The organism is Acinetobacter wuhouensis, from assembly GCF_001696605.3.
GTDB lineage: Bacteria > Pseudomonadota > Gammaproteobacteria > Pseudomonadales > Moraxellaceae > Acinetobacter > Acinetobacter wuhouensis.
The window spans coordinates 1,409,142-1,428,936 of record NZ_CP031716.1 but is presented as its reverse complement, the minus strand read 5'-3'; the positions used below and the strand labels follow the sequence as shown (position 1 = coordinate 1,428,936).

21 protein-coding genes are annotated in these 19,795 nt (G+C 36.4%); 8 read left to right on the top strand and 13 right to left on the bottom strand.

What is annotated here, in order from left to right:
• Positions 1–284 precede the first annotated feature (284 nt).
• Positions 285–527, bottom strand: coding sequence for a hypothetical protein (locus BEN71_RS07430; protein ID WP_068972800.1), 243 nt, complete (start codon positions 525–527; stop codon positions 285–287).
• A gap of 210 nt (positions 528–737) precedes the next feature.
• On the opposite strand from BEN71_RS07430, the gene BEN71_RS07425 reads away from it, so the two are divergent.
• Positions 738–1,376 (top strand): DUF2238 domain-containing protein, encoded by a 639-nt coding sequence (locus tag BEN71_RS07425; protein WP_068972799.1) that lies wholly within the window; start codon positions 738–740, stop codon positions 1,374–1,376.
• 210 nt (positions 1,377–1,586) lie between these two features.
• On the opposite strand, the gene BEN71_RS07420 is transcribed toward BEN71_RS07425, so the two are convergent.
• Positions 1,587–1,961, bottom strand: a complete 375-nt coding sequence (locus BEN71_RS07420) for a winged helix-turn-helix transcriptional regulator (protein WP_068972798.1) — start codon at positions 1,959–1,961, stop codon at positions 1,587–1,589.
• A gap of 125 nt (positions 1,962–2,086) precedes the next feature.
• Here BEN71_RS07420 and BEN71_RS07415 point away from each other — a divergent pair, with 125 nt between their 5' ends.
• Positions 2,087–2,944: an SDR family oxidoreductase gene (locus BEN71_RS07415; protein WP_068972839.1), complete on the top strand. Its 858-nt coding sequence runs from the start codon at positions 2,087–2,089 to the stop codon at positions 2,942–2,944.
• A 104-nt stretch (positions 2,945–3,048) separates the two neighbouring features.
• Here the strand turns inward: BEN71_RS07415 and BEN71_RS07410 are convergent, their stop codons facing one another.
• The 5 genes from BEN71_RS07410 to BEN71_RS07390 form a co-directional block, all read right to left on the bottom strand.
• Positions 3,049–3,729, bottom strand: coding sequence for a hypothetical protein (locus BEN71_RS07410; RefSeq protein WP_068972797.1), 681 nt, complete (start codon positions 3,727–3,729; stop codon positions 3,049–3,051).
• 10 nt (positions 3,730–3,739) lie between these two features.
• Positions 3,740–4,513, bottom strand: coding sequence for an MFS transporter (locus BEN71_RS07405; protein ID WP_406565276.1), 774 nt, complete (start codon positions 4,511–4,513; stop codon positions 3,740–3,742).
• Between the two features lie 238 nt (positions 4,514–4,751).
• On the bottom strand, positions 4,752–6,209 hold the full coding sequence (locus BEN71_RS07400; protein WP_068972795.1) for a glyceraldehyde-3-phosphate dehydrogenase: 1,458 nt from the start codon (positions 6,207–6,209) through the stop codon (positions 4,752–4,754).
• A gap of 273 nt (positions 6,210–6,482) precedes the next feature.
• Positions 6,483–7,415, bottom strand: coding sequence for an EamA family transporter RarD (gene rarD, locus BEN71_RS07395; RefSeq protein ID WP_068972794.1), 933 nt, complete (start codon positions 7,413–7,415; stop codon positions 6,483–6,485).
• A gap of 295 nt (positions 7,416–7,710) precedes the next feature.
• Complete coding sequence (locus tag BEN71_RS07390; protein WP_068972793.1) at positions 7,711–8,094, bottom strand: DUF962 domain-containing protein; 384 nt, start codon at positions 8,092–8,094, stop codon at positions 7,711–7,713.
• Between the two features lie 250 nt (positions 8,095–8,344).
• Between BEN71_RS07390 and BEN71_RS07385 the strand changes: the two genes are divergently transcribed.
• The gene (locus BEN71_RS07385) at positions 8,345–9,805 is read left to right on the top strand and encodes a CYTH domain-containing protein (RefSeq protein ID WP_068972792.1); all 1,461 of its coding nucleotides are present in this window, start codon (positions 8,345–8,347) and stop codon (positions 9,803–9,805) included.
• A gap of 176 nt (positions 9,806–9,981) precedes the next feature.
• Complete coding sequence (locus BEN71_RS07380; protein WP_068972791.1) at positions 9,982–11,442, top strand: CYTH and CHAD domain-containing protein; 1,461 nt, start codon at positions 9,982–9,984, stop codon at positions 11,440–11,442.
• Positions 11,443–11,514: 72 nt separating this feature from the next.
• Here the strand turns inward: BEN71_RS07380 and tsaA are convergent, their stop codons facing one another.
• A complete protein-coding gene (tsaA, locus tag BEN71_RS07375; RefSeq protein WP_068972838.1) occupies positions 11,515–12,228 on the bottom strand; it encodes a tRNA (N6-threonylcarbamoyladenosine(37)-N6)-methyltransferase TrmO in 714 nt (237 codons plus the stop codon).
• A 117-nt stretch (positions 12,229–12,345) separates the two neighbouring features.
• Between tsaA and BEN71_RS07370 the strand changes: the two genes are divergently transcribed.
• Positions 12,346–13,125: a ferredoxin--NADP reductase gene (locus tag BEN71_RS07370; protein WP_068972790.1), complete on the top strand. Its 780-nt coding sequence runs from the start codon at positions 12,346–12,348 to the stop codon at positions 13,123–13,125.
• A gap of 359 nt (positions 13,126–13,484) precedes the next feature.
• Here the strand turns inward: BEN71_RS07370 and arsH are convergent, their stop codons facing one another.
• From arsH to BEN71_RS07350, 4 genes are read right to left on the bottom strand one after another with little or no spacing between them, the layout of a single operon-like run.
• Positions 13,485–14,189: an arsenical resistance protein ArsH gene (gene arsH, locus BEN71_RS07365; RefSeq protein WP_068972789.1), complete on the bottom strand. Its 705-nt coding sequence runs from the start codon at positions 14,187–14,189 to the stop codon at positions 13,485–13,487.
• Positions 14,186–15,235 (bottom strand): ACR3 family arsenite efflux transporter, encoded by a 1,050-nt coding sequence (gene arsB, locus BEN71_RS07360; RefSeq protein ID WP_068972788.1) that lies wholly within the window; start codon positions 15,233–15,235, stop codon positions 14,186–14,188. Before arsB ends, arsH begins: the two co-directional genes overlap by 4 nt.
• A 10-nt stretch (positions 15,236–15,245) precedes the next feature.
• Positions 15,246–15,719: an arsenate reductase ArsC gene (locus BEN71_RS07355; RefSeq protein WP_068972787.1), complete on the bottom strand. Its 474-nt coding sequence runs from the start codon at positions 15,717–15,719 to the stop codon at positions 15,246–15,248.
• Between the two features lie 14 nt (positions 15,720–15,733).
• On the bottom strand, positions 15,734–16,057 hold the full coding sequence (locus tag BEN71_RS07350; RefSeq protein ID WP_068972786.1) for an ArsR/SmtB family transcription factor: 324 nt from the start codon (positions 16,055–16,057) through the stop codon (positions 15,734–15,736).
• Positions 16,058–16,220: 163 nt separating this feature from the next.
• Between BEN71_RS07350 and trhP the strand changes: the two genes are divergently transcribed.
• Together trhP and BEN71_RS07340 are read left to right on the top strand one after the other, a co-directional pair.
• Positions 16,221–17,621: a prephenate-dependent tRNA uridine(34) hydroxylase TrhP gene (gene trhP, locus BEN71_RS07345; RefSeq protein WP_068972785.1), complete on the top strand. Its 1,401-nt coding sequence runs from the start codon at positions 16,221–16,223 to the stop codon at positions 17,619–17,621.
• 15 nt (positions 17,622–17,636) lie between these two features.
• Complete coding sequence (locus tag BEN71_RS07340; protein ID WP_068972784.1) at positions 17,637–17,888, top strand: YfhL family 4Fe-4S dicluster ferredoxin; 252 nt, start codon at positions 17,637–17,639, stop codon at positions 17,886–17,888.
• 225 nt (positions 17,889–18,113) lie between these two features.
• Here BEN71_RS07340 and BEN71_RS07335 read toward each other — a convergent pair whose 3' ends face one another.
• The gene (locus tag BEN71_RS07335; protein WP_068972783.1) at positions 18,114–19,001 is read right to left on the bottom strand and encodes a LysR family transcriptional regulator; all 888 of its coding nucleotides are present in this window, start codon (positions 18,999–19,001) and stop codon (positions 18,114–18,116) included.
• A gap of 115 nt (positions 19,002–19,116) precedes the next feature.
• On the opposite strand from BEN71_RS07335, the gene BEN71_RS07330 reads away from it, so the two are divergent.
• Positions 19,117–19,785: an FMN-dependent NADH-azoreductase gene (locus BEN71_RS07330; RefSeq protein ID WP_068972782.1), complete on the top strand. Its 669-nt coding sequence runs from the start codon at positions 19,117–19,119 to the stop codon at positions 19,783–19,785.
• Positions 19,786–19,795: the final 10 nt, after the last annotated feature.

Sequence of the window (19,795 nt, the reverse complement as noted above, 5' to 3'; positions counted from 1 at the left end):
AAATTCATTTAATATCCTATGAGGTAATGTATTTTTAGAATTTCAATATATAAAATAAATAATCTCAACTCATAAGCTTTCAATATCAGCGGTGCTATCTCGTAAGGCGACATGGATGTCGCCGTTGAGCAAGGGGACAAGGAAGTCCCCTTTGCTCAACAAAGGATTTTTGTCACTTTTGATCCTTCAAAAGTGAGGCAACGCCTACGCGAATCAGTCTAAATGTTACACAAAAGATGAGGCTGTGCTGATCCACAAATATATTTACTTTTATAAAAATAAAACTAAGCTAATGGACAATAACGCATCCAATCCGCTTTCATTTTTTCGAGCTCTTCACCCGTTAAAATATCACTGAAATAAATATAATACGTCGCATTAGGATATTTGATTTCATGGCGATACAACATGCCACGTAAAGACACAGAAAGCTCTTCAGGAAAATCATCTGTCAATTGATACAACTCTTCAAAATCATAATTAAAATAACAATTTTGTTTTGCCTCAAATGCTTCAATCAAAGCCACGCCTAATCCCTAACTTCAAAAAAAATACAGTGTAATAGATTCGATTGCTAAAAACTTAGATTGGTTGCTAAAAGTGGTTAAACCACATACAAAATAAGTTTGTAATAACCTATTTAGAATATTTAACACTCGAAATATAAGGTTTAAAATTTCGCATTTTGTTTATATTTTGATTACAATGCTGACAATAAATTTAAGAAAAAATACTTAATGATTTACCATTCTCTTACTCAAAAGCATTGGATAGTGCTTGCTGTACTCGCAATTGCCATTATTTTAGCGAGTATCAATCCTTTAGAATTTCCATCCTATATGTTGCATCAAATTGGTACAGTATTGATGCTCATAGCCCTATTCTACTGCTTAAAAAAAATCGGGCTGAATTTTTCTTCATTTGCACTTTATATTGGTTTTTTAATTATTCACGTGATTGCAGCGCATTATCTCTATTCCTATGTGCCTTATAATGATTGGGCAATCAAATATTTAGGTTTTGATTTAAATCAGGCTATGGGTTGGACACGGAATATGTTCGACCGTTTTGTGCATTTTTTCTATGGATTATTCCTTTATCCATTTTTCTATCGCCTTTTCCAAGTTTGGTTACCAAGTTTAAAACCAAAAATTCTGTTTTTATTGGTGATTCAATTTGTCATGGCAACCAGTTTATTTTATGAATGGATAGAATGGTGGATCGCAATCGGCTTATCACCAGAAGAAGCTGAAAACTATAATGGTCAGCAAGGCGACATTTGGGATGCACATAAAGATATGTTCTTGGCGACGATTGGTGCAATCATCACAGGTTTAATGTATTTAAAATCAAAGCCTAAACTTAACACTAAGTAATTAACATTTAGGAATAAATATAACTCCTGTAATTTGCATTACAGTAAATTGTATATTGCAATGATATTGATTAAGTATTTGCCCTAACAATGATTTTCAGATGGTAATATCATTCCATTTAGCATCTAGGGCTTTTATTAAGCACGCATAGCTTATGACTGACTAATTTAAGCCATCATGAATCATTTAAAGCTTAAATTTTCAAACAGCTTATTTGGCTAGTCTTTGCTTATTTTCTAAAATATCAGGCAAACTACGTTCAATCCATCCGATTAAATAGTTTAACTTTTCAGCAGCTTGCGCACCCAAAATCGTAAGCTGATACTCTACTCTAGGTGGAACTTCGGGATAAACTGTACGTAAAACAAAGCCATCTTGCTCTAACACTTTTAAGGTCTGAGCCAACATTTTCTCACTCACACCCTCAATACGATTACGCAACTCACTAAAACGTAGCACACCATCACTCAAACAACGCAAAACCAGCACTGACCATTTACTGGTAAGGTGTTCCAATATCTCTCGTGAAGGACATTCACTGGATAAAACTTGTCCAATTAAATGACTTGAAGCATAGATGCTCATCAATTCTCTCCGCTCAGTTATAAGCTTACTTTTAGGTATGTACTTACATTTTGTAAGTTTAATAATTAAGATAATAGCATCAAGTTTAAAAAACATCCAATTTTAATATGGATAAAGGTGAAATGATGAAAATTGCAATCACAGGTGCTACAGGTCAACTCGGACATTTGGTTATTCAAGAATTACTTAAACAAGTTGAAGCAAATAATATTATCGCCTTAGTACGAGATCTTAAAAAAGCTGAATCACTCAAACAACAAGGCATTGAGTTACGATTATTCGACTATGATCAACCTGAAACGCTCGCACCTGCTCTCGTTGGAATTGATAAATTATTGCTCATCTCAGCCAATGAAATTGGTCGTCGTACGCCACAGCACAAAGCTGTGATTGAAGCAGCAGTTGCCTCGAATGTGCCTTATATTGCTTATACCAGTTTACTCAATGCGGATAAAAACCCATTAGGATTAGCACAAGAGCATCGCGAAACAGAAGCACTAATCCAACAAAGCGGTTTGCACTACACCTTCTTGCGTAATAATTGGTACAGCGAAAATTACCTTGCAAGTGTGCAACATACTGCCGAAGTTGGAACGCTTTATGGTAGCGCTGAAAATGGTCGGATCAGTTCAGCTTCACGTCAGGATTATGCAGAAGCTGCTGCCAAAGTTTTAGCGTCAAATGGTCATGAAAATAAAATCTATGAATTGGCTGGTTCAACCAGTTTTACCCTTACCGATTTAGCACAATTTATTGGTTTAGCTACAGGTAAATCCGTGCAATATCAAAACATCAGCGCAAATGACTATAGCAAAGCATTAACAGAAGCTGGGCTCCCTGTAGGATTGGTCGAAGTGATTGTGGATGCGGATGTACAAACAGCAAAAGGTGCAATGTTTAGCAACAGTAACGATTTAGAAAATCTGATTGGTCGCAAAACTACAAGTATTCAAGATCAAGTGAAAGCTTTATTGAATAAGTAGCTTTATTAAATTAATAGATTTCTTCAGCAATCACATTGTATATCAATTAATTGCATTCTCTTATAGAGTCATTCTCTATAAGAGAGTCGCTAGATTTTGAATATTTATGGATGAATATTTTTTACAGGTAAATCAATATTCATTTCTAAATCAGCAAGTGACTGACGCTGAGTGTTGTACATCGTGGCATTAAACACAGCTATTTTTTTCATTGTCATCGGATCATTAATATTCAAAATAGGTTTTAAGCGATGTTTGACGTACAAATGCGCCACTTCATCAAATTCAAAGTAAACATTTCCATTAAACATGATTCGAATTGGAACTTGGTAACGTCGTTTCAATTGAAAAGGAACAGATAGTTTGACAGGAATATCTAATTTTAAAGGAAATTTAGGCAGTAATTTATTTTGATAAACCAAATCTGTTGTGGTCTCTAAAGGCATTACCGTTGAAATTTGAATGGTCGTACTATAATCAATATCAACTTGAATTGGTGTCGTAACTTCAAACGCCAAACCTGCTAAATACTTACCTTGCAAAGGTAGGTTTAATTGCCGATCAATATTCAGCTCTGTGTCTAATGCACCCTTCGCTTGGGTTTCTAAATAATTTCCCACATGGATTTTAGTGGGTAAAGAATCTGGTAAATTGATTTGAGCGTGTTGTGCAGATACATACATTGACGCTTGTATATTCAGATATAGCCAAACACCAATCGCAATCAAAAGCACTACACTTATAAATGCCAGCAGTAAGTTTCGAAAAGAATTAAAAATCCACATCGCAAATATCCTATTTCACAACATTGGATTGTGAAGTATTCGCTTTCGTCATGTTTTCTTTTAAGTCATGCTCTTTAGAATTATTTGGTTCTTCTATACTTCGAGATAAACGTAAACTATTGAGTGGGATGGTGAGTTGCCCTTTTTCTATTTTTACTGGTAAGGTATTTTGCACATCCACAGTTGCTTCAAGTGCTGATTTAATTGGAACATTTAAATGCCCTTGAATCGGAATATTGGCTTTTAATGTTGTAACCAATGGCACATGTAAACTTTCCTTAAGCACAGTTTTAACTGGCGCATCAAACTTTAAATGAACCTGCTGTTTTAATGGAACTTGTAAGTCAATGGGTACATCCATTTGAATCGGAATCGTACCCTTAAGTGGTAAAGTAATATCCTTACCTAGCACTTGAACTTTAACTTTAGTATCGATTGGCATGTTTTGATTAATTTTAAGTATTTCTTTTACAGGGATCGTCGTTTCAATTGGAACTTGGTTATCAAAATAAACTCGTGGTGTTAAAGTCTGTGTAATCGGCACATTCAGTTTTTCATTGATTGGAATTTCCGCGTTTACTTTACCTGTGACATCGACATCCAAAGCATCATGTATTTGTACTTTTGCTTGTAACGGGGCTTTCAGGTCAATACTAACCGCCTGATTCTCTAAAGGAATATAGATACTAAAATGCTTAAAAACCCAAATAGCGATCAATACACCACAAACTGTAGCAATAAGTATAAAAGCAATTATTGAAATACCATGCTTGAGCTGCAAAATTCATTCCTTGAGTTTTTGACCATGATTTATTTTAATTTGTTTTGTGATTTAATTTACACTTTTATGTATTAAAGTCGATTAATATTGTTTTATTTCTGCGATTATTCTTTTCTTTTTGAAGAATTTAAGAGCAAACATCCGAATTAAAATTTTATTATCTTTATATAGGCGATAAAAAACCCAACATTAAGTTGGGTTTTTTATACTTACAAATACAATTTAAACAATACGTTTAAAATTATGCATTTGTCTCAGCAGGTGCTTTCGGATAGCTTACGCCACACATTTGTTCTGCGATACGTAATACTTGGCAGCTATAACCCACTTCGTTATCGTACCAAACATACGCTGTCAAACGGTTACCAGAAGTGATTGTTGCTTGCGCATCAAATACACCCGCTGTACGCGAACCGATAAAGTCAGATGATACAACTTCAGTTGAGTTTGTATAACCAATTTGACCTTGAAGGCTTGAGTTGATTGAGATTTGACGAATGTATTCGTTCACTTCTTCACGATCAACTTCTTTCTCAAGTGTTAAGTTAAGAATTGCAAGCGATACGTTTGGTGTAGGAACACGTACTGAGTTACCAGTTAATTTACCTTGTAATTGAGGTAAAGCTTTTGCAACTGCTTTTGCAGCACCAGTTTCAGTAATTACCATGTTCAACGTTGCAGCACGACCACGGCGATCCGCTTTGTGGTAGTTATCGATTAAGTTCTGGTCATTTGTAAATGAATGAACGGTTTCAACGTGACCATTGATTACTTTGTATTTATCTTCTAACACTTTCAATACAGGAGTGATCGCGTTAGTTGTACAGCTTGCAGCAGAAATGATTTTGTCTGAATCAATGATGTCAGCTTGGTTTACACCAAACACCACGTTCTTCATATCACCTTTACCAGGAGCAGTCAGTACAACACGACCTACGCCAGCACAGTTTAAGTGCTGAGAAAGACCGTCGATATCACGCCATTTACCTGTGTTATCAATCACAAGTGCGTTGTTGATACCATAAGCTGTGTAATCTACTTCAGCAGGGCTAGACGCATAAATCACTTTGATGAAGTTACCATTTGCAATGATTGCTTCGTTTTCTTCATCAACAGAGATTGTACCCTCGAAAGAACCGTGGATTGAGTCACGACGTAACAATGAAGCACGTTTCGCTAAGTCACCATCAGATGATTTACGAACAACAATTGCTTTAAGGCTTAAACCACGACCAAGACCTGATTGGCTGATGATTAAACGCGCTAAGATACGACCAATACGACCAAAACCGTAAAGTACAACATCTTTCGGCTCAACCAATGCTGGACGACCATTTAAAGAAGCTACTGCTTGAGCAACAAATGCATCAACGTCGCCGCCTTTTTCTTTATATTCAACAGCAAGTTTACCTAAATCAACTTCAGCAGAACCGATATTATCTAATTTTGCTAATGCTTCTAAAATAGGAAAAGTATGAACAACTGAAAGCTCAACATCCATCATGCGTGTACGACGGTGTGCTTTAAGAATTTGAATAACTGAACGGTTCACTAAAGAACGACCGTACACAGAAGTCACAATGTTTTTTTCACGGTATAATTGACCAATTAATGCAATCATACGTTCCGCGATTTCTTCACGGTTTTTCCAGCGACCTTGGTGCTCTGCATGTAGGGCGATGATAGTGTCTTTGCTCACAGATACGTCCTCTATTTATGTATATATCTAGACATGGATTTAAATCCAGACAATTGTAAAGGAATTCTCTGCAAGATTGAATCAAAAGCTGAGATGGCAATGCAAAAATTCGCATATATTCACTATAATTTTACAAAATACCAATAATTATTTAAATGATGGTCTATTTTTATACAATTCTTTGACCATAGCTTAAGCAATTCATTATTTTTCTTGTTTTATCATTCTTCTCATTACCTATCTTTTATTCATCAAACATTTAATTTAAAAGTTCTAATCATTCAAACGCTCTGGAAGCTTTTCAACATTGTATTTCAAATGCTCAGTATTTTTTCGTTGCTTATAAATATGCAAAGCACCTTCTAAAGCCAATATCGCAACTGCGCACCAAATCGGAATATACGTCAGCCATTCATCTGCCTGAATCACTTCACCCAGTGCCAGTGAAACCAAAGCCAATAACACAGGTTCTAAATAACTCAGCAAACCAAATAAAACCATCGGTAAAAAACGACTGGCGAGAATATAACTCCCTAAACCAATTGCACTCAGTAACCCTAGCCCTAGCACGACAATAATTAAAGTCGGTGAATCAACGAATTTACCATAAGCATTTAAGCCCGAATGTGCGAAATAAATTGCAACAGGGATGCAAATCAGAATATCCCACCAAAAACCACCTAAATTATCTGTTTTGATTTGCTTGCGAATGAGAAAATACAACGCATAACCTACTGCAACAGATACCGTTTCCCACGCTATACTGCCTAGACGCCACAACTCATGTCCAACACCTAGAATCGCAAAAGCTACCGCAAGCATCTGGAATTTAGATAATTTTTCTTTATAAATTAGACTTCCAGCGAGCACCAATACCAACGGCAAAAGAAAATATCCCAACGAAACTTGCAAACCACGACCATTCATCGGTCCCCAAAGGAATAACCATAACTGGAAGCATGTTAATGCAGAGGTAATCATTAAAAGTAGAATTAATAAAGGTTGTTTGACTAAGCGTTGAAAAATAGTTTTAACATGTGCAAAGTCACCACTCCACAACATAAATGCCGTTAAAAAAGGCAATGTGGCAATAATTCGCCAACCAAACGTTTGCTGACTGTCAAAATCCCCAAGTAGTTTGGAATAAAAATACAAAATCCCAAAAGTGACCGATGCCAATATAGACAATGCTACGCCTTTAAACATCAGTCGCCTCACGGTGGTTTTACAAAATAGACTCAAGCATTATAAACGTCTTCTGTTCGAATTAACTTGAACTATCAATTATTTTTCGACTTATTCACCAATGAAGAATCGTGAATGAGATTTTAATTGTTAACTGCTAATTTTTACCATTAATTCTATAAATTCCTATAATTTATAATACTCATCCAACTTAAATCACAAAATTCATAACCTAAAGCATCGACAAGATATTACGCGTAAAAAAAAGCTGAAATGATCATTTCAGCTTTTCAAAAACATTTCAAAATCGTAAAAATTAACTGTCAATTTTATCGAATTTTCGATCTTTCAAACTCAAATTACCACGTAAAATATCAGACAACATACGCCAGTCAGAAATAAAGCTATACAGTGGTTGTTTAAAACTTGCAGGCTTATTCTTTTCAAAAACAAAATGCCCTACCCACGCACATGCATAGCCTGAAACTAAACCATACACAAAATATTTTGCTTTACGCTGACGAATCGCTTTCGTAAAAAAGTAAATTCCAACACTACTTCCTGCTGCATGCAGACGACGACTCATGATGCTGCGATGTTCAGTTAAATAAAAACGATAGAATTCAGAATAATTTTTGATTGGCATTTGAATTTTAGGGCTTTGTACCAAATCCGATTTTGGTTCTACATGCGCATTCATTGGGGTTTTTCCTGTTTTATTTTTAATCAGCTTAGATTATTTTAAGCTACTTTTAAAGCCTAAGGAAATAATCCATCTGTAATTTGCATTGCTTTTAGATAGACGAACAATTTTAAAGAAATGATTTTAAACAAACGACTCTAAACAAACAATATCACAGCTATTTACCTCCCTTTTTGCGCTACAATGCATACTTATATATCAACATGCTGTTTAATCGTTGAATCAGCAAGAAAAATAGGATTTTCACATGCTCGAAGTTGAATTGAAATTTCAGATTCCAGAAGCCCGTCGCAGTGCGTTACTCAAAGCATTAGACCCTAAAAAATCTGAAATTATTCAACTACAAGCGAAATACTATGACACACCTGATCGTCTGCTCTCACAACAAGGGGCTGCCCTGCGTCAACGCTTAGAGGGAACGCATTGGGTACAGACCTTAAAAGCAGCGACCAAAAGCCATTTACAACGCTTTGAAGACAATACTAATCTAGGCGAACTTGCAGAAGCACCTGATTTAAATCTTGATATTTATCAAGATAAACCCGAAGCATTGGCAATTTTAAAAAATGCATTGGGTGATCAATTTAATCACTTGCAACTTCAGTTTGAAACCGATATTCAACGAACTATGCGCGTCATCACCTTTGAAGATGCAGAAATTGAAATTAGCTTAGATATAGGTGAAGTACGTACTGAAACCGCAACGCAACAAATTCATGAAGTTGAATTCGAGTTAAAAAGTGGTTCGATTCAATCACTACTGACTTTCAGCTTTGAATGGGTGAAGAAATATCAATTGTGGCTCGATGTTCGTAGTAAAGCTGAGTTTGGCAATTTATTGGTACAAGAGAAAAAAGTCAGCCCTGCAAAACAAGCCAAAGAGATTATTTTCAATAAAAAAGACAGTGCTGATAAAAACTTACGACTATTGGTTGCCAGCCAATTGCAACATTTATTACCCAATATTGCAGCCATTTCAGCTCAAGTGGCTGAGTCTGAACATATTCAGCAAGCTCAGGTTGCCTTACATCACTTACATCTCAGCCTGTCACTCTTTAAAGATTGGACAGACAGCAAGACTGAAAAATGGTCACATCAATTGTCTGCCTTTGAAAGTCATTTTAAAAACCTACAACATTTTGAGCATATGCAACGCACTTTAGGGGCTTTATTGCAAAATCCAAAAACTGCAGGAAGTTTGGATAAAGATATTTTATATGCCAATGAAAAACTGAATAATTTAGTTAAATCAACACAAAATGTGCAACACTATTTGGAATTATTAATCTTTAGCTTGGGACAATCTGAAAAAGCACCATTACATGATTTAAAATGGTATGCGCAAAATACCCTGCAAAATCAATATAAACAGCTTCAAGAAAGTTTAAATGATGCCGATCTTTCTGATCTAGAAAGCCTTGAAGCCTTGGCACAACATTTAAATGAATTAAAATTTAGTTTTCCGATTTTGACCAATATTTATGATGTAAAAAATTTGCAAAAATATGGCAAATCTCTGAATGATGCTCAACAAGCTTGTGAACAATATCAAGTGCTTGCCTCTTCTGCTTCGTATTTACAACAAACGGATTTGGAAGCCAGTGACTGGTTTGCACTGGGTTGGCTGACAGCGAAACAAGAAGTCTATGCAGAGAAACTTCTTGAAGCGACAGAACAATTTCTTGTGAGTCGTAAATTCTTAAAATAGGTATTAACGATAGGAATGATTTAAACATTAAATCATTCCTTTACAATACTTTGTATCCTTTATGCTAAGTTCAATGTCGCTTTCACGGCTGAATTGTAATCATTCATAAAAAAATGCAATAAATCTAAATTTTAAGATTAAACTCATTAAAAGAATACATAAATGGATTTCAAGCCATGTTCGAAATGGAGTTAAAATTTCAGGTTTCTGAAGATAAAAAAGACGCTTTGCTTAAAGCCTTTCAACGAAAAAGTTGCATGGTGAAAGCCTTAAACGCAAAGTATTATGATACAGCACAATTTGATTTATCAGCACATTCCATTTCACTTCGGCAACGGCTTGAAAATGAGCAATGGTTTCAAACACTGAAACTTCCAACAGAACAACACTTGAAACGTGTAGAATTTGAAGAAAGTTTAGGGAAGAATGAAACAGCATTACAACTCGACAACTATTTAAAATCTAAGCATATTCCTAAATATGTAAAATCTATTTTCACACAAACTGATCACCCTTTAGCTATTCAATTCCAAACAAAAATTGAACGTAAATTCACCTTATTTAATTTTCAAAATAGTAACATTGAAGTCAGTTATGACTTTGGAAAAATTATTGCACATCAAAATATACTCGATATTAATGAATTAGAATTTGAGCTTAAACAAGGGACGGTGCAAGATCTAATTTCCTTTATTTTACCGCGTATTAAACGCTATGGGCTGTGGTTAGATACTCGGACTAAAGCGCAAAGAGGTACTCTCCTAGCACAAGATATTCAAGAAAATCCTGTGCAATTTCAAACACCGCTTTTTCTTAGTGCAAAGGACAATCAAGAAAAGGCTTTACAGAAAATTTTTAATCATTGTTTGCAGCACTTATTGCCAAACAGTAGCGCTATCGCTTCGGGTCATTTCAATTCCAAGCATGTACATCAAGCGCGTGTTGCGATTCGTCGCCTACGTAGCGCTTTAAAAACATTTTCAAGTTGGTCACTTCGTATTGATCCAACATGGCAAACTCAATTGGCGGAACTATTTCGACAACTCGGTACGACACGTGATCTTGACGTAATTCGTGAAGAGTTACTTCCGCAACTTGAAGCGGTGGATGCACCTAAATTTAAACTTGCTGAATCTGAAGCGCCTGATCGTCAAAGCCTCACCCAACTCTTTCGCGCCTCTAACTTTAACTATCTTATATTGTCTTTGATTCAGTTTATTTATCAAGATACGACTGAAAATAGCGATGCATCTATACATAAAGCAGCTTTGAAAAAGATCAATAAATTACATCAAAAAATTCAAGCGGATGCTGAAAACTACTTAGAACTCGATATCGAAGCACGGCATAAAACCCGTAAAAATTTAAAACGCTTGCGTTATAGTATTGAATTTATAACTTCTTTATGTGATGAAAAGGATGTGAAGCAATATATTAAAGCGATCAAACCTGCACAAGAAAGTTTAGGGCTATACAATGACTTGATTGTTGCGGAAGAAATACTAAAAAAATTAGTAAAAACAGATACTAAAGTTTGGTTTGCACTGGGTTGGATTGCTGCTGAGAAGAACCGTTTATTGATTCAATCACAACAGGATTTGCTAAATTTTGCCAAAGTAAACGCATTGAAATCATAGATGCTTCAACAGTGAGTTTCAGAAATGCGTATTTATCATTCTATGAATAAATACGCACTTTAAATGAATCAATTAAGATTCTATGTGTTGAACAATAATACTTGTATCACTACAACTAAATTTAATATTAAAAGCTCCAAAACGCAGTCCATAAATTCGTTCATCATCATGCTGATAGGCTGGTCGCGGATCTAAGCCCAAAACTTGTTCCAACTCATCGACATATTTTTGTTGAATCTGTTTATTTTTCAATAAGGCTTGTTTGGAAAATTCCGCCTCTTCTGACCAAATCACCTGTTTTCTGACGGGTTCAGCCTGTGCATAGCCACTTTGTGCATCGACAATTGCATCTGAATAATGAATATAGGGCTTAATATCTAAAATCGGTGTGCCATCAAGCAAATCACTTCCTGTTAAATAAACACGAACTGCATTGCCCTCTTTTCTCACTTCTTTTAGTTGTACTACAGATAAACCAATCGGCGCAGGTCGATACATACTTCGTGTCGCAAAAACACCTATTTTCTTATTTCCACCTAAACGTGGTGGGCGGACTTGTGGGCGGAATTTATCTTTATCTTGTTGATTTTTATTATCATGGAACTGCCAAATCAACCATAGATGACTAAATTCTTCGATACCCTCAAAAGCGTCTAATACATTATACGGCGCATGCATTTCAATATAGGATTCGACTTGTACCAGATTTGGCTGACGTGGAATGCCAAATTTTTCCACAAAAGGAGATCGCATAACACCAATGATGGGAAGACTCAATTCAGTCATATTTTCAGCCATAATCATTTTTTCTGATAAGCTCAATTAAATATATTCAGTTTATAGAGAATGATTTTAGATTAGAATAGTAAGCTGTTCTAATTTGATAATTTATTGAGACCTTTAATGGCTGCTTTCAACGTCGAAAAGATTACTCACGTACACCACTGGAATGACACTTTATTTAGTTTTAAGACCACGCGTGATACTGCATTGCGTTTTAAAAATGGTCAATTTGTCATGATTGGTCTTGAAGTAAATGGCAAGCCTTTAATGCGTGCTTACTCTATTGCAAGTGCTAACTACGAAGAAGAGTTAGAGTTTTTCTCAATTAAAGTGCCAGATGGTCCTTTAACCTCTATTTTGCAAAAAGTAAAAGTTGGCGACGATATTCTTATTTCAAAAAAACCGACTGGTACTTTGGTTCTTGATGATTTGAATCCTGGTAAAAACTTATACCTTCTTTCTTCTGGTACAGGTCTTGCGCCGTTCTTGTCTACGATTCGTGACCCTGAAACTTATGAGCGTTTTGAAAAAATCATTGTCGTTCACGGCACACGTTTTATTTCAGAATTGGCTTATCAAGATTTAATCTTAAATGAAATTCCAAACCATGAGTTTTTCTCTGAGTTAGGAGCTAAAGAAAAGTTAGTTTATTACCCAACAGTAACGCGTGAAGAGTTCCATACTCAAGGTCGTGTAACGACTGCGATTGAAACAGGTGCTTTATTTGAAAAAATTGGTTTACCACGTTTCAACCCTGAAACTGACCGTGCAATGCTATGTGGTAGCCCTGCGTTCCTAGATGATGTTGCCGCTCTTCTAGATCAACATGGTCTTAAAGAATCTCCTAAAATGGGTGTTCTAGGTGACTATGTGATTGAACGTGCATTCGTTGAGAAATAATTTTTTAATTTAAATGATTAAAAATATAAACCGAGGTTAAATGCCTCGGTTTTTTATTGGTTCTTTATTTATACAGGTTTAGATTTTGAGTTTATAAAAGCAATTTTGACTTTTCCCCATTCCCATATCGATAGCATATTTCTTCACATTCCATATATTACAGAAGTTGAAAAGTTTTTTTTGAAAATACATTATTAAGAAATCTGAATTTTTTGAAAAATAAAATGATAAAAATAAAGAATTTTATTATGAAGCTAATTTCAAACTTAAATAAATCCTGCTGAATTTCAATATTAAAATAAAGGTAATCTTTCTTATTTATAGCCAGAATCATTTTATTATTCTGGCTCACAATTCAATCAAATCGACTTCTGATTCACTCGTTTTGACAACTGCTCTGCCGATTCCTTACGTTCAGAATAACGATCCGTTAAATACCCTGCTTGCCCACGAGTCAACAACGTAAACTTATACAACTCCTCCATCACATCCACAATACGATCATAATAAGATGACTGTTTCATCCGATCATTTTCATCAAACTCTAAAAATGCTTTTGGGATAGAGGATTGATTTGGAATGGTGATCATCCGCATCCAACGCCCTAAAATCCGCAATTGATTCACCGTATTAAATGACTGCGAACCGCCACACACCTGCATCAGAGCCAAAGTCTTACCTTGGGTTGCACGAATCGCCCCTGCTGCCAAAGGAATCCAATCAATCTGTGCTTTAAAAATAGAACTCATCGAACCATGACGTTCAGGCGAACACCACACCATACCTTCAGACCATGCCAAAAGTTCATGTAATTCCTGAACCTTTGGGTGTGTTGACGCTACATCTTCAGGAAGTGGTAAGCCTTTGGGATGGAAAATTCTCACTTCTGCACCAAAATGCTCAAGGATTCGTCCTGCTTCCATTACTGCCAAACGGCTAAACGAACGCTCCCGATTTGAACCATAGAGCAATAAAATTCGAGGAGCATGTGGAAGCTTCTGTGCCTGAACACTTTCAAAACGCGGATGTTCAAGCAATGCTAGATCTATATTTGGCAATGTCATTTATTAGCCACCTCATTAAATAATTTTTTCCTTAACCACAACGACACACTGACCAAAGCAATCAATACAGGTACTTCAACCAAAGGACCAATCACCGTAGTAAATGCTACTGGCGAAGCCAAACCAAACGTTGCGATCGCCACTGCAAGTGCCAACTCAAAGTTATTGCCTGCTGCGGTAAATGAAATGGCTGTGGTTTTCGGATAATCATTGCCCATCCATTTGCTCATAAAAAAGCTAATGAAAAACATCATGATAAAATACAGCGTCAGAGGAATAGCAATTCGCAATACATCCAGTGGCAATGCCACTACATCCGCACCTTTTAAGCTGAACATCGCCACAATGGTAAACAGCAATGCCAATAAACTCAGCGGACTGATTTTAGGAATAAAACGATTTTGATACCAATCCAAACCCTTTTGTTTCACAAGAATCAAACGGGTTAAAAAGCCCAATAAGAATGGAATACCCAGATAAATCAGCACTGCTTGAGTGATCATCCAAAAACTGACATTGATCACTTGCGCTTCAACACCAAAAAATGGCGGTAAATAAGTTAAAAACAGCCATGCATAACTGCTGAAAAACAGGATCTGGAAAATACTGTTAAATGCCACCAAGGCTGCAACATATTGATTATCACCACAGGCAAGATTATTCCACACTAACACCATTGCAATACAACGTGCCAAGCCGATCAAAATCAGCCCTGTCATATATTCTGGATAGTTCTGCAAAAACAGAATTGCGAGTGCGAACATCAAACACGGTGCAATCAACCAATTTTGCAGCAAAGACAAAACCAAGGTTCGCTTATCCTGAAAAACTTGGCTTAAATTTTTATAATCTACTTTGGCTAAAGGTGGATACATCATCAAAATCAAACCGATGGCAATGGGTAAATTCACCGTTCCCACGCTCATCTGATTTAGGCTTTGCGCTGTTTCGGGTAAAAATAAACCGATCGCAATACCAACAGCCATGGCGATAAAAATCCAAAGCGTAAGATTCCGATCTAAAAAAGAGAGTTTCTGAGTAGACATAGTTGAACATTCACACAATTAAAGCGATTTTTTCGAGTGCTTTGGCTAATTCCTGTGCATTCAATTGTTCAAAATTCAGTGCAAAAAAAGCATCAAAGCGTCGTTGGATATGTTGCACTGTTGAATGAAACGCCTGTAATTTTTCTGCTTCTGGTAAATCCAAATGTGATGGATCATCCAAACCCCAATGAACTTTTAAGGCATTTCCTAAATAAAGCGGGCAAGATTCATTGGCAGCTTCGCTACATACCGTCACCACAATTTCAGGTGCAAACGCCCCACATGCCTGCATGTTTTTACTGAATAAATTTTCAGTCGGAATATTCAAACTTTGCAAGGTTTTCAAGGTCAGTGGATGCACCTGTCCTGAGGGATGACTGCCTGCGCTACATGCCTCGAAACCAACAGGTGCTTGCGCATTAAATAAAGCTTCAGAAAGAATACTTCGACAACTATTACCTGTACATAAAAATAAAATTTTCATTTTAATTCAATCCTCTATTCACAACATTTGGAATTTTCAGCACCAGCATTTTCAACTAAATTAAAACGCTGATCCTGTTCTGCAAGTTTGAGCAAAATCTCTTTGCACCATGGCGCTAAATCATCATGTAACTGATAATAGACCCATTGCCCTTGGCGACGATCTTGCAAAATCTGTGAAGTGCGCAACAGCGCCAAATGTCGTGAAATTTTCGGCTGACTGAGCGCTAAACTTTCAGTCAAATCACAGACACAGCGTTCACCCTGTTTCACAATCATCAGTAAAATATCGAGCCGTGTTTGATCAGCGAGACATTTAAAAAAATCAACTTGATTCATATCAATATATGGATATATGTATTTCCATATATAATAAACTTAAAATGAGTAGATTGACAATATTTTGAGGCTAATCATTTTCAATTCCGAGCTTTTTACTAGGTTGAATCTATTTTTTTTATCACTAGAATAATACCCATAAAGTTTTTATGCCTTTTACGACATGACCATTTCCCACGTTACTGAACTTCTCTCTCCTGCCGGTTCGCTGAAGAATATGCGCTACGCATTTGCTTATGGTGCGGATGCTGTTTATGCAGGTCAGCCACGTTACAGTTTGCGGGTTCGTAACAATGCATTTGATCATGACAATTTAAAAATTGGTATTGCCGAAGCACATGCTTTAGGCAAAAAGTTTTATGTAGTGGTGAATATTCAACCGCACAATTCCAAGCTTAAAAACTTTATCCGAGATCTTGAACCTGTGGTTGCAATGCAACCCGATGCTTTGATTATGTCTGATCCTGGTCTGATCATGATGGTGCGTGAACATTTCCCTGAAGTGTCAATTCACCTCTCTGTTCAAGCCAATGCAGTCAATTGGGCAACGGTTAAGTTTTGGAAAAATATGGGTTTAACTCGCGTGATTTTATCACGTGAATTATCCCTCGAAGAGATCGAAGAAATTAAGCAAAATGTGCCTGATATGGAAATTGAAGTTTTCGTACACGGCGCGCTTTGCATGGCTTATTCCGGTCGTTGCTTACTTTCAGGCTATATGAATAAACGTGATGCCAATCAAGGCGCTTGCACCAATGCATGTCGCTGGGATTATAAAGTTCACGAAGCAGCAGAAGATGCATCTGGGGATGTCATTCCAGTCCAACAACTGGAGACAGCATCAGGCTGCTGCAACAATAAAGATGCCGACGAGCAACACGCCCAAAAACAACACCAATTTGGCGAACCGGTTTTATTACAACGCAATGAAGAAGACATGTTTGCTGCTGAAGAAGATGAACATGGTACTTACTTCATGAACTCAAAAGACTTACGTGCTGTACAACATGTAGATCGTTTGACTCAAATGGGCATTCATTCTTTAAAAATTGAAGGACGCACCAAATCATACTTCTACTGTGCCAGAACAGCGCAAATTTATCGTAAAGCGATTGATGATGCACTTGCAGGCAAAGGTTTTGATCCTGCACTGATGACACAACTTGAAGGTCTGGCAAATCGTGGCTATACCGAAGGTTTTTTACGTCGCCACGTGCATTCTGAATATCAGAATTATGAAACAGGTTCTTCACGCTTTGACCATCAACAGTTTGTTGGTGAAGTTTTAGAACGACATGGCGACTATATCAAGATTGAAGTGAAAAACCGCTTTGTTGTCGGTGACTCATTGGAACTCATGACAACTTCAGGAAACATCACTTTTGTTTTGAATGAAATTTTGGATAAAAAAGGCAACTCGATCACCGAGGCAAAAGGCTCAGGACATATTGTAGATATTCCTATTCCTGCGGATGTAGATATGCAATATGCTTTATTAATTCGCAACTTACCAAACTCTACTGCTGATATTTCTGCATCATCATTGGCTTATCAAGCGATTTAATCAAAGGATAAAACCATGGCTTTAATGATTACAGACCAATGCATCAACTGTGATATGTGTGTTGCAGAATGCCCGAATCAAGCAATTTTTGAAGGTGAAAAAGTCTATGAGATTGATGCAGAGCGCTGTACAGAATGCGTTGGATTTTATGAGCGTCAAACCTGTGTCGATGTCTGTCCGATCGATTGTATTGTCCAAAATCCAGCACATGTAGAGAGCAAGGAACAATTGTTAAATCGTTTTTATTATCTCAGCCTGTTTGGTTAAACATACTACACTTACTTGAGAAATGTCATAAAAATGTAAAACTTGGAATGTATTTTGCTTATCAATAAATACTGTCTAAGTACAAGATAAAAATAACAATAAATAAAATAGAGTTTGGGAATCAGCGCCCTTACTCGAAACAAGGGGAGAATAATAAGATTAAACGGAAAAGCCAAAGTACATTTGGGGGGTACTTTGGCTTTTTTATTTTAATACAATCATCTTTTAAATTACTTTATAAGTGCCTTCTAATTTTTCTCGGCACCATTTTTTTGTACCGACTATGACCTCATCCTGTTTTAATGACGAGAGTAAATAATAATTCAATGCTTCAACGTAATGCTTAGACACGACTTTCAACATTCCCATTTGTAAATAATGTGCAATCGCAACTTTACTTAACAAAGCAATGCCCTGACCTGCTAATACTGCACGAATCGCATGATTTTCCTCATTATAAAAAACCTGACGTTGTCCAACATGGATTTGCATATTTTGTTGGCTATACCATTTCTGCCAATTGATTCGTTTAGGGCAATATTCATCTCCCCATGAAAAATGGATTAGAGGGACACAATTCCAATCAATATTTTCACTTTCTATAGAGGGGTGACTGACCGCGACATATTGATCTTCTGCCAATAATTCTACATCTAATTCTTGATAACCACCTTGACCATAACGAATCGCTAAATCATATTGCCCTGACTGCATATTCACTGGGTCATAACTGGCATGTACTCGAAACATCACATCAGGATACAAAGCTTGTAACTCAGGTAAATATGGGATCAACCATTCACTCGCATACGGTGGCGTAGTCGTAATGGTGAATAATCGTTGTTGATTTTGGTTCAACTGTAACAGCGCTTTTTGAATATGTTCAAAACCTGTTTGTACATGTTTAAATAAGAACTCTCCTTCTGCGGTTAATTCTATTTTTCGTGTTTTACGTTCAAATAATTTCAGATTAAGTTGATTTTCTAATTTCTTTATACGATGACTCAACGCTGTAGGCGTAAGATGCAAACGTTCAGCAGCTTTCTTAAAGCTTAGGCTTTCAGCAACATATTGAAAAGCCAATAGTTGCTCCAACGAATAGTGTAAGTCCATATTGCAATCTAAATATAGATGAATCTAATTCACTTATAGCATGTATTTTGATCGTTTGTCACAGCTCCACAATTCAATAAAGATATAATTCATCTCTTAGATTGAGCAACGATAAATGACCAATATTTTAAGAATAGATTCAAGTGTCCGCACAGGCATTGCTGGCAAAGTTCCTCATGGTTCACAAAGTCGTAAATTAACAGAACTTTTTATCCAAACTTGGTCTGAAATAGATTCATCAATACACATCAAACATCGTGATGTCGGAAAGAATCCTCCTCAACTGATTGATGAAGAATGGATTGTATCTGAATTTGGCTATGCGGAATCTGAAGAAAAAGCCCAACAGCGTTTACAACTCAGTGATGAATTAATCGCTGAATTGAAATGGGCTGACCTGATTGTTTTGGGAATGCCCTTATATAATTTTGGTCCACCAGCCCACTTAAAAGCCTATATTGATAATATCGTCAGAAAAGACAAAACCTATAGTTTTGATCCAAATCGCGAACAACCCTATATAGGATTACTAGATCAACAAAAACCGATGATTATTTTATCTTCTCGTGGTGGACACGATTTTGATCATCCTGATGCACCATTTAAGAATCATGCAGAACCATCGGTTAAAACTGCCTTCAACTTTATTGGTATTCAACAGTTTCATGAAATTGCGATCGAATATCAGGAATATGGTGGTGAGTTATTTGAACAATCGGCACTAGATGCTGAAAATCTAGTCCGTAAATTAGTACTACAACTTCATCCTACGATCAATACATAGAATCACAGCT

What these genes read in the sequence shown, in the direction of transcription:
- BEN71_RS07425 (WP_068972799.1), top strand. Translation starts at nt 738, where the DNA reads ATGATTTACCATTCTCTTACTCAAAAGCATTGGATAGTGCTTGCTGTA.
- BEN71_RS07420 (WP_068972798.1), bottom strand. Translation starts at nt 1,961, where the DNA reads ATGAGCATCTATGCTTCAAGTCATTTAATTGGACAAGTTTTATCCAGT.
- BEN71_RS07415 (WP_068972839.1), top strand. Translation starts at nt 2,087, where the DNA reads ATGAAAATTGCAATCACAGGTGCTACAGGTCAACTCGGACATTTGGTT.
- BEN71_RS07410 (WP_068972797.1), bottom strand. Translation starts at nt 3,729, where the DNA reads ATGTGGATTTTTAATTCTTTTCGAAACTTACTGCTGGCATTTATAAGT.
- rarD (WP_068972794.1), bottom strand. Translation starts at nt 7,415, where the DNA reads ATGTTTAAAGGCGTAGCATTGTCTATATTGGCATCGGTCACTTTTGGG.
- BEN71_RS07390 (WP_068972793.1), bottom strand. Translation starts at nt 8,094, where the DNA reads ATGAATGCGCATGTAGAACCAAAATCGGATTTGGTACAAAGCCCTAAA.
- BEN71_RS07385 (WP_068972792.1), top strand. Translation starts at nt 8,345, where the DNA reads ATGCTCGAAGTTGAATTGAAATTTCAGATTCCAGAAGCCCGTCGCAGT.
- BEN71_RS07380 (WP_068972791.1), top strand. Translation starts at nt 9,982, where the DNA reads ATGTTCGAAATGGAGTTAAAATTTCAGGTTTCTGAAGATAAAAAAGAC.
- tsaA (WP_068972838.1), bottom strand. Translation starts at nt 12,228, where the DNA reads ATGACTGAATTGAGTCTTCCCATCATTGGTGTTATGCGATCTCCTTTT.
- BEN71_RS07370 (WP_068972790.1), top strand. Translation starts at nt 12,346, where the DNA reads ATGGCTGCTTTCAACGTCGAAAAGATTACTCACGTACACCACTGGAAT.
- arsH (WP_068972789.1), bottom strand. Translation starts at nt 14,189, where the DNA reads ATGACATTGCCAAATATAGATCTAGCATTGCTTGAACATCCGCGTTTT.
- arsB (WP_068972788.1), bottom strand. Translation starts at nt 15,235, where the DNA reads ATGTCTACTCAGAAACTCTCTTTTTTAGATCGGAATCTTACGCTTTGG.
- BEN71_RS07355 (WP_068972787.1), bottom strand. Translation starts at nt 15,719, where the DNA reads ATGAAAATTTTATTTTTATGTACAGGTAATAGTTGTCGAAGTATTCTT.
- BEN71_RS07350 (WP_068972786.1), bottom strand. Translation starts at nt 16,057, where the DNA reads ATGAATCAAGTTGATTTTTTTAAATGTCTCGCTGATCAAACACGGCTC.
- trhP (WP_068972785.1), top strand. Translation starts at nt 16,221, where the DNA reads ATGACCATTTCCCACGTTACTGAACTTCTCTCTCCTGCCGGTTCGCTG.
- BEN71_RS07340 (WP_068972784.1), top strand. Translation starts at nt 17,637, where the DNA reads ATGGCTTTAATGATTACAGACCAATGCATCAACTGTGATATGTGTGTT.
- BEN71_RS07335 (WP_068972783.1), bottom strand. Translation starts at nt 19,001, where the DNA reads ATGGACTTACACTATTCGTTGGAGCAACTATTGGCTTTTCAATATGTT.
- BEN71_RS07330 (WP_068972782.1), top strand. Translation starts at nt 19,117, where the DNA reads ATGACCAATATTTTAAGAATAGATTCAAGTGTCCGCACAGGCATTGCT.